Annotated in this window: 11 protein-coding genes; 3 read left to right on the plus strand and 8 right to left on the minus strand. The window is 68.5% G+C overall.

Annotated features, from left to right (window positions below):
• The 6 genes from ACEUEL_RS01055 to ACEUEL_RS01080 form a co-directional block, all read right to left on the minus strand.
• Complete coding sequence (locus ACEUEL_RS01055) at positions 1 to 972, minus strand: ABC transporter permease (RefSeq protein WP_405701280.1); 972 nt, start codon at positions 970 to 972, stop codon at positions 1 to 3.
• A 34-nt stretch (positions 973 to 1,006) separates the two neighbouring features.
• Positions 1,007 to 2,590: an ABC transporter substrate-binding protein gene (locus ACEUEL_RS01060; protein ID WP_405701283.1), complete on the minus strand. Its 1,584-nt coding sequence runs from the start codon at positions 2,588 to 2,590 to the stop codon at positions 1,007 to 1,009.
• A gap of 75 nt (positions 2,591 to 2,665) precedes the next feature.
• Complete coding sequence (locus ACEUEL_RS01065) at positions 2,666 to 4,288, minus strand: ABC transporter substrate-binding protein (RefSeq protein WP_405701285.1); 1,623 nt, start codon at positions 4,286 to 4,288, stop codon at positions 2,666 to 2,668.
• Complete coding sequence (locus ACEUEL_RS01070; RefSeq protein ID WP_405706502.1) at positions 4,285 to 5,349, minus strand: ABC transporter ATP-binding protein; 1,065 nt, start codon at positions 5,347 to 5,349, stop codon at positions 4,285 to 4,287. Before ACEUEL_RS01070 ends, ACEUEL_RS01065 begins: the two co-directional genes overlap by 4 nt.
• Positions 5,350 to 5,353: 4 nt before the next feature.
• On the minus strand, positions 5,354 to 6,418 hold the full coding sequence (locus ACEUEL_RS01075) for an ABC transporter ATP-binding protein (protein ID WP_405701286.1): 1,065 nt from the start codon (positions 6,416 to 6,418) through the stop codon (positions 5,354 to 5,356).
• Positions 6,419 to 6,420: 2 nt separating this feature from the next.
• Entirely contained in the window at positions 6,421 to 6,813 is a 393-nt protein-coding gene (locus tag ACEUEL_RS01080) for a VOC family protein (protein WP_405701287.1), read from the minus strand.
• Positions 6,814 to 7,183: 370 nt separating this feature from the next.
• On the opposite strand from ACEUEL_RS01080, the gene ACEUEL_RS01085 reads away from it, so the two are divergent.
• From ACEUEL_RS01085 to cofH, 3 genes are all read left to right on the plus strand, one after another.
• Entirely contained in the window at positions 7,184 to 7,888 is a 705-nt protein-coding gene (locus ACEUEL_RS01085; RefSeq protein WP_405701288.1) for a FadR/GntR family transcriptional regulator, read from the plus strand.
• Positions 7,889 to 8,493: 605 nt separating this feature from the next.
• Entirely contained in the window at positions 8,494 to 8,775 is a 282-nt protein-coding gene (locus tag ACEUEL_RS01090) for a hypothetical protein (RefSeq protein ID WP_405701290.1), read from the plus strand.
• Positions 8,776 to 8,974: 199 nt separating this feature from the next.
• Positions 8,975 to 11,428, plus strand: coding sequence for a 5-amino-6-(D-ribitylamino)uracil--L-tyrosine 4-hydroxyphenyl transferase CofH (gene cofH / locus ACEUEL_RS01095; RefSeq protein WP_405701291.1), 2,454 nt, complete (start codon positions 8,975 to 8,977; stop codon positions 11,426 to 11,428).
• Between the two features lie 7 nt (positions 11,429 to 11,435).
• Here cofH and ACEUEL_RS01100 read toward each other — a convergent pair whose 3' ends face one another.
• Together ACEUEL_RS01100 and ACEUEL_RS01105 are read right to left on the minus strand one after the other, a co-directional pair.
• Positions 11,436 to 12,779: a sensor histidine kinase gene (locus ACEUEL_RS01100; RefSeq protein ID WP_405701294.1), complete on the minus strand. Its 1,344-nt coding sequence runs from the start codon at positions 12,777 to 12,779 to the stop codon at positions 11,436 to 11,438.
• On the minus strand, positions 12,776 to 13,453 hold the full coding sequence (locus tag ACEUEL_RS01105; RefSeq protein WP_405701296.1) for a response regulator: 678 nt from the start codon (positions 13,451 to 13,453) through the stop codon (positions 12,776 to 12,778). The genes ACEUEL_RS01100 and ACEUEL_RS01105 overlap by 4 nt, the downstream gene beginning before the upstream one ends.
• Between the last annotated feature and the right edge of the window lie 3 nt (positions 13,454 to 13,456).

Here is a 13,456-nt window from a genome sequence, read left to right on the forward strand (position 1 = left end):
TCACCGGTAGCGGATCCGCGGATCGAGCAGCCCGTAGATGAGATCCACCAACAGGTTGGCCACGATCACGAAGAAGGAGATGAAAATGAACATGCCCATCAGCAGCGGGTAGTCGCGCGCGTTGATGGCATCGAAGGTCAGCCGCCCCAGTCCCGGCCAGGCGAACACCGTCTCGGCCAGCACGGCGCCCGCGATGAGCCCGGGAATTTCGAGGCCCACCACCGTTACCACCGGCAGCAGGGCGTTGCGGAGCGCATGGCGCAGCAGCACCGTCCGCTCGGAATGGCCCTTGGCGTAGGCGACCTTGACGTAATCCTGGCTCACCACCTGCAGCATGCTGGCCCGGGTCAGTCGCATGATCAGGCCCATGTTGAAGATGGTCAGCGTCAGGACGGGCAGCACCATGTGATAGGTGACGTCGAGCCCGTAGCGCCAGCCGGTATAGCCTTCGCGCAGGTTGCTCATGCCCTGGATCGGGAACCAGTTCAGGTGGTAGCCGAAGGCGAGGATCATCATCTGGCCGAGCCAGAAGATCGGCAGCGAGAAGCTGGTCAGCGACAGGAAGGTGAGCGCGGTATCGAGCGACGAGTTGGGCCGACGCGCCGCCAGCACGCCCAGCAGCACCCCGATGATCGCCGAGAGCGTGTACTGGCTCGCCATCAGCAGCAGGGTCGCCGGAAAGCGCTCGAGGATGAGGTCCAGCACCGGGGCGCTGGAGACCAGAGAATAGCCGAGATTCCCGCTCAACACCTGCACGACATAGCGCCAGAGCTGGATCAGCAAGGGCTGGTCCAGCCCCATCTCGGCGCGCAGGCGCGCGACGACCTCGCTGTCCGCGCCGGCCTCACCGATGATGTAGTCGACCGGATCGCCCGGCGCGGAATGAACGAGAATGAAGATGACGGTCACCGCGCAGACCAGCAGCGGCACGGTGTAGAGCAATCGTCGGATGATGAAGGCCAGCAGATTCATCCTTCACTCCCGTCCCGCGCCGAGGTGTGCACGCTCAGTTCCTGGCCGAGATCTTGTCGAGCGTGCCATAGCCGGTGACATCGTCGGTGATGCCGACGATGTTGGAGTTGAAGGCGATGGGGTAATAGCGATCCCACAGCCACCAGTGCGGGGCGTCCTCGGTGATCAGGGCGGACGCCTGATGATAGATCTGCACCCGCTTCGTCTCGTCGAGTTCCTGGGCGGCCGTGTTGAGCAGTTCATCCACCTTGGGGTTGCAGTAGCCGGAGGCGTTGCGGCCGAACAGCGGTTCGATGCGCGAGCACAGGAAGAAGGTCTGGGCGCCGATGGCCGGGTCCGGGCCGCTGGCGAACGAACCCATGGTGATGTCGAAGTCCCACTTGACGAAGGCGCTGTCGCGCCAGGCGCCGGCATCCATGCCCTGGTCGATCAGATCGACGCCCACGGCGGCGAAGTTGGCGCGCATCAGCCGCGCGACGTCGTTGAGCGGTCCTTCGGCCAGCGAGTAGCTGACGCGCAGCGGGAAGCGCTTGCCGTCGGCCCCGCGGGGGAAGCCGGCCTCGTCGAGCATCTTGTTGGCGAGGGCCGGATCATAGGGGTATTGACGGACCTGTTCGGTGTAGAAGATCGGCTGCTCCGAGGAGATCGGGCCACCCTTCGAGACCTTGCCGAAACCGAAGCCGGCCTTCTCCAGCATCGCCTCGCGATCCATCGCGTGATACAGCGCCTGGCGCACTTCCTTCTTGGCGAGCGGACCCTTCCGCGTGTTGAGGAAGGCCTGGTACTGGCCGGCGATGACGCGCTTCTGGAAGGCGACGGTGACGTTCTTGGCCTGGCGCAGCCGGTCGACCTCGCCGAGCGGCATCGAGTTATAGGTGATGAAGTCGATGTCGCCCTTCTCGATGGCGATGCCGCGCGCGGCTTCATTGGGGATGATCTGGAAGACGAGGCGATCGATGTGCGGCTCGCCCTTCACGTGGTAGTCGGGATTCCGCTCCATCGAGATGAAGGCGCCCTTCTTGTACTCCTTGAAGATAAAGGGGCCGGTGCCGACGGGCTTCAGATTGCTCGCGTTCTTCCGCGGGTCGCCGCCATCATCGAAGATGTGCTTCGCCACGATGGTCGAAGAGTTGAAATAGGCGAGGCCGCGCAGCAGCGGCGGGTAGGGGTATTTCAGCTTGAACACCGCGGTCGTCGCGTCCGGCGCGGTGATCGACTCGACCGCCTCGAGCAGGCCGGAGGCGGGGCCGTTGTACTTCTTGTTGACGTTCCAGAGGCTCCAGGCGACGTCCTCGGTGGTGAAGGGCTTGCCGTCGTGCCACTTGATGTTGTCATAGAACTTGAAGGTATAGGTCAGCCCGTCGGGTGAGATGTCCCAGGACTTGGCGAGCGAGGGGATGACATTGCCGTCCTTGTCCAGGCGGACGACGGTGCTGTACATCTGGCCGCCGACGATGCTGGACGATATGTCCGTGGTGATAGTCGAATTGATCACCGCGACATCGCCGGGAATGCCGACGACGAAGGTCCGGATGGGCTTGCCCTGGGCGGCGGCAAGCGAGGGGGCGAGCGCGCACAGCGCGGTGGCGAACAGGAACGAGCGGCGTCCGACGGTCATGGCGTTTCTCCGGAAACGAACGGATGGAATGATCGTCCGGGCGCGGAATTCACCCGCGCCCGCCTGTGCGGGAAGTCACTTCTTCCAGTAGACGATGTCGAAAGCGCCGTAGCCGGTGGGATCTTCCAGCAGACCCTCGACCTTTCCGCTGAAGGCGATCGGGTAATAGCGGTCCCAGAGCCACCAGTGCGGCGCATCCTCGACGAGGGTCTTCTGCACCTCGTGATAGAGTTCGACGCGCTTGGCCTCGTCGCCCTCGCGGCTCGCCTTGTCGAAGATCTCGTCGAGCTTCGGGTTGCAGTAGCCGGACGCGTTGCGGGCCATCAGCCGCTCGATGTTGCGGCAGACATAGATGCGCTCGACGCCCACCGCCGGGTCGGGACCGGTCGAGAAGCTGCCCATGGTGATGTCGAAATTCCAGTCCTTGAAGGCGGTGTCGCGCCAGGCGCCGCTGTCCATGCCCTGGATGTCGAGGTCGACGCCGACCGCGGCGAAGTTCACGCGCATCAGGCGCGCGACGTCGTTCATCGGACCTTCCTTGAGGTCGAAGCTGACGCGCAGCTTGAAGCGCTTGCCGTCGGCGCCGCGGGGGTAGCCCGCCTCGTCCAGCATCTTGTTGGCGAGCGCCGGGTCGTAGTCGTACTTGCGCACATTCTCGGTGTAGAAGATCGGTTGTTCCGAGGAGATCGGGCCGGCCGCGACCTTGCCGTAGCCGAAACCGGCCTTCTCCAGCATGTCCGGACGGTTCAGCGCGTAATAGAGCGCCTGACGCACTTCCTTCTTCGCCAGCGGACCCTCGCGCGTATTGAGGAACGCCATGTATTCGCCGGCGATCATCCGCTTGGCGAAGGCGACCACCAGCTTGTCGTTCTTGCGCAGCGTCTCGGTCTCGCCGAGCGGCATGGCGTAATAAGGAATGAAGTCGATGTCGCCCTTTTCCAGCGCGATCGCGCGGGCGCCTTCATTCGGGATGATCTGGAACACCAGCCGGTCGAGATGGGGCAACCCCTGCAGATGGAAATTGGGGTTCTTCTCCAGGATGATGTGGCTGCCCTTCTTGTATTCCTTGAACACGAAGGGGCCGGTGCCGACCGGCTTGAGGTTGGCCGGGTTGTTGCGCGGGTCCTGGCCGTTGTCGAAGATGTGCTTGGGCACGATGGTCGACGAGTTGAAATAGGCGAGCCCGCGCAGCAGCGGCGGCGAGGGGTATTTCAGCTTGAACACCACGGTGTTCGGATCGGTGGCGGTGATCGATTCCACCGGGGCGAGCAGGCCCGAGGCCGGCCCGTTGTACTTCTTGTTGACGTTCACCAGGCTCCAGGCGATGTCCTCGGCCGTGAACGGCGTGCCGTCATGCCACTTGATGCCTTCATACAGGTGGAACGTGTAGGTCAGGCCGTCCGGCGAGATGTCCCAGGACTTGGCGAGATAGGGCAGCACCTTGCCGTCGCGGTCGAGCCGCACGATGGTGCTGTAGACTTGGCCCGAGATGTTGCTGGATGAAATGTCGGTGGTGACGGTCGAGTTGATCACAGGCGGATCGCCCGGCAGCGCGACCACCATCGTGCCGCCGTCCTTGCCGCCTTCCGGGGCGGCCGTCGCGGCCGGTGCCGCCCCCAGCGCAAGCGCGATCGCGAGAAGGGGAAGACGGGTGCCGCGTACGACGCGGCAGAAGGCTCTTGCGACGACCATCGTCATGGAAACGCCCCTGTGCTCTGGAGGTGCTCTTGTTGGTTGGGTGAGGTGGGCTCGAAAAGCGGGTAGTGGCAGGCGGCGAACCGCCCGGGCGCCAGCTGGCGCAGTTCCGGCCTTTCCACCGCGCAGCGCTCCTGCCTGTGGGGGCAGCGCGGATGAAAGGCACAGCCGCTCGGCGGATTGACCGCCGAGGGGATATCGCCCTTCAGCACGATGCGCGCCTCGTCCCGACGCGCCCCAAGGCGTGGTACGGCCGACAGCAGAGCTTGCGAATAGGGATGGAGCGGGCGCCGATAGAGTTCGGCCGTCTCGCTGAGTTCCACCAGACGGCCGAGATACATCACGCCGACCCGGTCGCTGATGTGCCGCACCACCCGCAGGTCGTGCGAGATGAAGACGTAGGTCAGGCCCAGGCGTCGCTGGAGGTCCACCAGCAGGTTGAGGACCTGAGCCTGGACGGAGACGTCGAGGGCCGAGACGGCCTCGTCCGCGATCACCAGCTTGGGATCGAGCGCGATCGCGCGCGCGATGCAGATGCGCTGGCGCTGGCCGCCGCTGAACTCGTGCGGGTAGCGATGTACGTGTTCCGAGCGCAGGCCGACGAGTTCGAGCAGCGCCCGTACCCGCTCCACGCGTTCCTGCGGCGTGTAGAGCCCGTGGATGCGATAGGCCTCGGTGAGGATCGCGCCGACGGTCTTGCGCGGATTGAGAGCCGAATAGGGGTCCTGGAAGACGATCTGCATGTCCCGCCGGCGGGCGCGCATCTCGTCCGGCGAAAGGCTGGCGAGATCGCGGCCCTCGAACAGAACTTCGCCTTCGCTCGGCACTTCGAGATGAAGCATGCAGCGCCCGAGCGTGCTCTTGCCGCAGCCGGATTCACCGACCAGCCCGAGGGTTTCGCCCCGACGCACCGACAGCGAGATGCCGTCGACCGCCTTCACGGCCGGCGCGCCGCCTTTGAGAAAAGCCTTCCGGCCGGGGAAATACTTCCGCACGTCGACGAGCTGGAGCAAGGGCGTGCCCGCTTCGCCATCGCGAGCCGGGGCATCCTGAACCGGCGTCATGCGTTCAGGCTTCATGACGGGCCTCATGCAGCCAGCAGCGCACCTGATGCCCCGGACCCGTCGGCCGCAGCGGCGGCTCGTCGGTGCGGCAGCGGTCGTGGACATGGGAGCAGCGGGTCTGAAAGGCGCAGCCGGCCGGCAGATCGGCGAGATTGGGCACGACGCCGCCGATGACCGGCAGCAGCCGGTCCTCCGTCAGCTCGCTCTCGAGGCTGGGAACGGACCGCATCAGCCCGATCGTGTAGGGATGCAGGGGTTCCTCGAACAGGGTCTCCACATCGGCGATTTCCACGATCTGGCCGGCATACATCACCGCCACGCGGTCGGCGGTTTCCGAAATGACGCCGAGATCATGGGTGATGAGCAGGACGGAACAGCCGAAATCGCGCTTGAGATCGCGCAGAAGGTCCAGGATCTGCGCCTGGATCGTCACGTCCAGCGCGGTCGTCGGCTCATCGGCGATGATGAGGGTCGGGCGGCAGGCGAGGGCGGTCGCGATCATCACGCGCTGGCGCTGGCCGCCGCTCAGTTCGTGTGGGAAGGCCGCGAGGCGGGCCTGCGGATCGGGAATGCCGACACGTTCGAGGAGGTTCCGTGCTTCTTCCAGTGCCTGCCGCGACGACAGCCCGCGGTGCAGACGCAGGACGTCGGCCACCTGCTCGCCGATGCGCAGCACCGGGTTGAGCGAGGTCATGGGTTCCTGGAAGATCATGGCGATGCGGTTGCCCCGCACCTTCTGCATCTGCCGGGAGGTCGCCCGCGCCAGATCTTCGCCTTCAAAAAGGATCTCGCCCGAAACGATGCTTCCGTTCGAGGGAATGAGCCGCATCACCGAATGCGCGGTGACGCTCTTGCCGGAGCCGGATTCCCCAACCAATCCGACCACCTCGCCACGGCCGACGTCGAGATCGACGCCGCGAACGGATTTGACCACACCCTCTTCGGTTCTGAAGTGCGTGTGGAGGTTTCGGATGCTGAGGGCCTCCTCGGACAAGACGCTCTCACCCCGTGCAGACTGGATTTTCCGGGAGGGCGAGCATCCATCGCCGATGGTGCTCGCCCGCTGCATCGTCACACCGTGTCGTGCTTGGTGTGCTCGACCCGCGTTTCATCGCTGAGCTGGAGGCGCCAGCCATCGGGGTCGCGCAGAAGGGCGTTCTTGCGGCCGGTCGACGGGGAGGGGTGGACGTCCTTGTAGAAGGTGACGCCCTTGCCGACGAGATCGGCGTGCGTGGCGTCGATGTCGCGCACCTTGAAGGAGATGTGGTTGATCCCGGGGTTTTCCTCCGTGAGCAACTGGTGAATCTCGAAGATCGGCTGGTTGTCGCCCGGCAGTTGAAGCTCGGCGGACCCGCCGTGATGATCGGTCCAGTTCAGCAGCTTGAAACCGAGTTTCTGATAGAACTCGACGTATTCTTTGACGTCCCGGACAATAATCTCGATGTGGTCGATGCCGACGATCATGGGAGGCTCCTGAGAAACAGCACGTGGGAGGCGGGCCGGTGCGACCCGCCGGTCGGACCACCTTCGCCCGAGTAGAACGTTGCGGACGATGTCGCAGGTGCATCCGAAAGCACGGGATCAACGGCAGTCCGTACGGCCTGCATGGATCGAGAGGTCATCTTTCGGTTCCTTGCGGAAGGCGCAGCCGAAGACCGTGTCCAATGCGGAACCGATCCTGACCAATCCTTGGATCAATTAAGAAACCATTCAAGATTGGTTGGCAAGCCTCCATCGACTTTCCGCTAGTGACGCGCCCCTTGACAGTTAGGGTTGTGCTGGCCATCACACGAGGAGGACGTCGTGTCCCGCGGCGTGCGATACGGAGAGCGCGATGAAGATCGCGGACATCACGGAAGCCGGCGATATCGAGCCGGGTGAGGCTCATGCGGCCTACACTCAGTTGCAAGCCTATCTGGCCCAATCGGAATTGGTTACGAATGAGCGGCTGCCGCCGGAGCGCGAATTGTGCGACCTGCTGGGCGTGTCGCGGGGCGAACTTCGCAAGGCGCTGGCGATCGCCGAGGCCGACGGCCAGCTCTGGCGGCACGTCGGAAAAGGCACATTCCTCGGCCCCCGCCCGGCGGAGAGTATGGCGGAGCTGGCGAATGTCGCGCATCTGACCAGTCCGGCCGAAGTGATGCGCGCGCGGGTGCTGTTCGAGCCGATGATGTGCCGCGAGGCGGCGTTCAAGGCGACGTCGGCCAATATCGCGGAAATGCGCGTGTGCATCGCCCGCAGCCGCGAGGCGAAGAGCTGGCGACGCTACGAGAACTGGGACAACCGGTTCCACCGCGCCATCGCCGAAGCCACGCGCAACCCTTTGATCGTCCTCATGTTCGATACGCTGAACAATGTCCGCCGCGCGGTGGTCTGGGGGCGGCTGCGCCCCGATCCGCAGGGGCCGGACCCCTCGCATCACAGCTTCAAGGAGCACGAGGACATCGTGCAGGCCATCGCCGACCGGAATAACGAGCAGGCGGAACGGCTTATGCGCGGCCATCTGGAAAGCGTGGCGCGCAAGATGCTGGGCGCCTGACGCGCTCGCGCTCGCGCCCGCCGCCCCGCCGGCGTCGTTCGGGCCGGAACCGGACGGACCGGTCGGTGCAGTGAGGTGGATGGTCAGAACGATCGGGCCGATCGCACCGACCGGGTTCGATCGCACCGGCCGCCCCGGTGCGCGGGCCGGGATGACCGCCTCCCGCCCTGCCGCGGGCGCCGGAGTCGCTCGTCCGTCTCTATGACGCCCGCCTGCCTCGAAGACACGCGCCTTTCTCGATAACGCCCGCCTGTCTCAATGACGCCCGCCTGTCTCGAAGACCCGGGCCGAGGACCCGCATCTTCCGCGTGGGCTGCGGGCGTGGCGCCGTGTTCGATGCCCGCTCTGCCGGCGAGGGGGCTCATGCGCCGTGGCGCGAGACCCTGGTTGCCGCGCCCGACCCTGTTCCGCGCAAGGCGCCTGCGCGAGGGGGCGTTCGGCGGGTGCCGGCCCCAAGCGCCCCTCGCGCGGGCGCGCTGGAAAGCCACCACCTCGTGAGCGGATCGGTAACCGGTCGGCTCCCTTGCAAGCGCCTTGCGCGCGGGCGCGCGACAGGCCACCTTTGACATCACGGCACGGCACGTGATCGCAGACAGGGGGCGCGCATGAGGAGACCGATCGGCTGGCTCACGGCAGCCGCCCTGCTGATCGCGGCGGGGGCAACGGCGTTCGCGCAGAACAGCGACGTCACGATACCCGATCCGACGCTGCCGCCGGTCGACCAGCCGCTGCCGCCCGACGCGCCGTCCTATGATCCGTCCGCGCCCAATCCGGTGACGGGCGAGACCGTGCCTCTGCCGGTGCCGCCGCCGGCCGATCCCGCCGAGGCCTTCACGTTGCCGGACTGCGCGCCGCCGCGCTGCGGGACGCCGCAGATCATGCAGTAGGCCGACCGGCCGCGCCGCCGCCGCGGGCGGCCCGCGCGCGCCAGCCCCGCCGCTGCGCCGCGCCGCCTGCCCGGCGATCCTTGCGCCCCGCGCATGGCGGGGGCGGGTGCCATGCGGCATTTTCTCCGGAAGCTACGCATTTCTCCGGAGCGATATTGGCTATCCTGCCGGCCTCGCCACCGACCGAGCCGCCGGCACGATGACACCCCGCGCCTTTCCGATCGCCGCCCCGGCCGCCCCCGCCGGCATTCTCGCCGCCGCCCGCGCCGGCGTTCGCCCTTCACCCGCCGATGCGCTCTCGCTGGCGGGCGTCGACGATCTCGCCGCGCTCGCCTCGACCGCCGCCGCGATCCGCGACGCCGCCTTCGGCGATCGCATCACCTATTCGCGCAAGGTGTTCATTCCGCTGACGCATCTGTGCCGCGACGTGTGCCATTACTGCACCTTCGCCAAGGCGCCGCGCCGGGCCGGGCCGGCCTATCTGTCGCCGGGCGAGGTGCTGGCCATCGCCGAGGCGGGGCGCGCGGCGGGCTGCAAGGAGGCGCTGTTCACGCTCGGCGACAAGCCGGAGCTGCGCTACCGCGCCGCCCGCGAGGCGCTCGACGCGCTCGGCCACGCCACCACGCTCGATTATCTCGAAGCCATGGCGAAGCTGGTGCTGGAGCGCACCGGGCTGATGCCGCACCTCAATCCCGGCGTGATGAGCGCGGCGGAGATCGCGCGGCTGCGCCGCGTCTCGCTCTCTATGGGCATCATGCTGGAGACCGCCGCCGAGCGCCTCTCGGCGCGGGGCGGGCCGCATTTCGGCTCGCCGGACAAGCACCCGGCCGTGCGGCTCGCCACCATCGCGGCGGCGGGCGCCGCGCAGGTGCCCTTCACCTCCGGCCTGCTGATCGGCATCGGCGAGACGCGGGCCGAGCGCATCGAGGCGCTGCTCGCGCTGCGCGATCTCGACGACGCGCATGACCATCTCCAGGAGATCATCGTCCAGAACTTCCGCGCCAAGCCGGATACGCGGATGGCGGCTTCGCCCGAGCCCGATGTCGAGGATCACCTGTGGACGGTGGCGGTAGCGCGCATCGTGATGGGCGCGGGCATCAGCATCCAGGCGCCGCCCAATCTCCAGCCGGGCGCGCTCGGCCGGCTGATCGGGGCGGGCATCGACGACTGGGGCGGGGTCTCGCCGGTGACCGCCGATCATGTGAACCCGGAGGCGCCCTGGCCGCATCTCGACGCGCTGGCCGCGCAGACGGCGTGCGAAGGCAAGGTGCTGGTCGAGCGCCTCGCCGCCCATCCCCGCCATCTCGCCGATCCCGAGCGCTGGATCGATCCGGCCCTGCGCCCGCAGGCGCTGCGGCTCTCCGACGCCGAGGGCTTCGCCCGCACCGGCGACTGGACACCGGGCGTGGAGGCGCCGCCGGGAGCTGCCGCGTATGAGGCGCGCCACAAGCTGCGGCACCGGATGACCCCGGCGCGGGCGGGGCTGGAGCGGGCGCTCGCCCGCGCCTCGGCGGGCGAGGAACTCGGTGAGGACGAGATCACCCAGCTGTTCGCGGCGCGGGGCGATGATTTCTGGCGTGTGTGCGAGGCGGCCGATGCGGTGCGGCGGGCGCGCGTCGGCGACGGCGTCGGCTATGTCGTCACCCGCAACATCAACTATACCAATGTCTGCACCTATCGCTGCCAGTTCTGCGCCTTCTCCAAGGGCAAGATGAGCGAGAACCTGCGCGGGCGGCCCTATGACCTCGACCTGGCGGAGATCGCGCAGCGGGCCGGGGAGGCGTGGGCGCGTGGCGCGACCGAAGTGTGCATCCAGGGGGGCATCCACCCCGCCTATACCGGCGCGCACTACCTCGCCATCCTCGCGGCGGTGAAGGCGGCGGTGCCGCAGATGCACATCCACGCCTTCTCGCCGCTGGAGATCTGGCAGGGGGCGGCCTCGCTCGGCCTGCCGCTGCGCGACTTCCTCGGCCAGCTGAAGGCGGCGGGGCTCGGCAGCCTGCCGGGCACCGCGGCGGAGATCCTCGACGACGAGGTGCGCGCGGTGATCTGCCCGGACAAGGTGACCACCGACCAGTGGCTGGAGGTGATCGGCACCGCGCACGAGCTCGGCCTGCGCACGACGTCGACCATCATGTACGGCCATGTCGAGCGTCCGGTGCACTGGGCGCGGCACCTCATCCGGCTGCGGCGGCTGCAGGCGCGCACCAGCGGCATCACCGAATTCGTGCCGCTGCCCTTCGTGCCGATGGAGGCGCCGATGTATCTCAAGGGCCGCTCCCGCGCCGGGGCGACGCTTCGCGAGGCGGTGCTGATGCACGCGGTGGGGCGCCTCGCGCTGCACCCGCTCATCCCCAACATCCAGGCCTCCTGGGTGAAGCTCGGCGTCGAGGGCGTGAAGCTGTGTCTCGAAGCCGGCGCCAACGATTTCGGCGGCACGCTGATGGACGAGAGCATCTCCCGCGCGGCGGGGGCGGCGCATGGGCAGGACCTCGCGCCGCGGCGCATGGAGGAGGCGATCCGCGCGCTCGGCCGCACGCCGCGCCCGCGCACCACGCTCTACGCCGATGCGCCCGAGGCGCGGCGCCAGACGGTGCGGCAGGCCTATGAGGCGCCGGAGGCCTGGCAGCGGGCGGGCGCGCCGCCCGCCTGACGCGCGCTCACGCCGGCGGCGGCAGGATGATGCGGGCGCGGGTGCCGCGCGGGGTGGCGGGGCCGATCTCCAGCGTGCCCCCGTGCAGGGCGGCGATGCGGCGCACGATCTCCAGCCCGATGCCGAGCCCGCCGCTGCTGCGGTAGTGCCCCGGCGCCTCCACCTTCGGCGCGGGGGCGAAGCCGGTGCCGTCGTCGGTGACGGTGATGCTGGCGTCGGGGTGCGCGGCGACGGTGACCGCGACGCCTGGCCCGCCATGGCGCACGGCGTTCTCGACGAGGTTGCGGATGGCGTCCTTCAGCAGCGCCGGGTGGACCGCGACCGGCCGGTTGTCCGAGCCTTCGAGGGCGATGGAGGCGCCGTGCGCGTAGACGAAGGGGGCGAGCGCGCCGACCACCTCCTCCAGGAGATCGTCGAGGCGGACGGTGGCGAAGCCGGCGCGGTCGGTCGCCTCCAGCCGGGCCAGCATGACGAGCTGTTCGAGGAAGCGCGTCAGCTCGTCCAGCTCGTCGCGGGCGCGGGCGGCGCGGGGGTGGTCGATCCGCTCCAGTTCCAGCCGGATCACCGCCAGCGGCGTGCGGATCTCGTGGGCGATGGCGGAGGTGAACAGCTTCTGCGCGTCCATCAGCCGCCGGGTGCGCTCGAGGCTGCGGTTCACCGCGCCGACGAGGCGGGCGATCTCGCGCGGCATGCCGGTGACGTCGAGCCGCGCATCGGGGTTCAGCGGGTCGAGCCGGTCGGCCGCCTCCGCCGCCTGCGCGACCGGGCGCAGCGCGGCGCGGATCGAGAGCAGCGTCGCTCCCAGCACGAAGATGAGCGTGAGGCTCATCGGCACCAGCATGTGGTCGAGCGCCTCCTCGGCCATCACGCCCCAGACGGCGCGGCCGGGGTCGCGGTCGATGGCGATCTCGATGAACACCGCGCGGTCGCCGACCCCGACGGTGCGCCCGCCGGCGATGGAGAGCGGGAAGCCGGGCGCGGTCCGGCGCAGCCAAAAATCCGGCGGGTGCACGTCGAGGGGCAGGAAATGGTCGGTGCAGGCGGCGTCGCAATGGGAGAACAGCACGGCGCCGCCGGCGGTGCGCACCCGCGCCACATAGCCCGAGCCGATCCGGTCGTAGCGCTCGGCGAGCGCGGGCGGCAGCTCGAAGGCGAGGCGCGTGCCGTGCCGGCTGAGCCCGGCGGCGACGTCGCTCGTCTCCTGCTCCAGCATCAGCCGGGCGAGATTGTCGGGGTCGCGGCCATATTCGAGCAGCACCGCGACGAGCTGGGCGAGCATGGCGATGGCGGCGAACAGGACGATGCGGCTGGCCACCAGCCGGCCGAGCGGGCGGGCCGTCTCCGCGCTCACGCCGCGGTCTCGCGCAGCAGGTAGCCGACGCCGCGCACCGTCTCGATGGCGACGCCGGTGGGGCAGGCGGCGAGCTTGCGCCGGAGCCGCGAGATCACCAGTTCGACCGCGTTGGTGGTCGCCTCGTCGCCGAATTCGGACAGCATGGATTCGAGGCCGCGCTTGGGCGTGACGCGGCCGGCGTTGCGCATGAGGATCTCCAGCGCGGCGCGCTCGCGCGGGGCGAGCGCGATGGCCTCCCCGGCGCAGCTCGCATCCTGCGTCGCCGGGTCGAAGCGCAGCGCGCCGGCTTCCAGAACCGGATCGACGGCGAGCGGCGCCCGGCGCAGCAGGGCGCGGGCGCGGGCCAGCAATTCGCCGTTGTTGAAGGGCTTGGCGAGATAGTCGTCGGCCCCGGCATCGAGCCCGGCGATGCGCTCGTCCACCGCCCCGCGCGCGGTGAGCACCAGCACCGGCGTCTGGTCCTTGCGCTGGCGCAGGCGGCGGATCAGCTCCAGCCCGTCGCCATCCGGCAGGCCGAGATCGAGCAGCAGCAGGTCATAGCGCGTGGTGGCCAGCGCCGCCTCGGCATGGGCGACATCGCCCACCGGATCGAGCCGCCAGCCGGCCTCGCGGATGGTTTCCGCGACCAGCGCGCGCAGACGCGCGCTGTCCTCGACCAGCAGCAGCCGCATTTC

Source organism: Ancylobacter terrae, from assembly GCF_045108345.1.
Classification (GTDB): domain Bacteria; phylum Pseudomonadota; class Alphaproteobacteria; order Rhizobiales; family Xanthobacteraceae; genus Ancylobacter.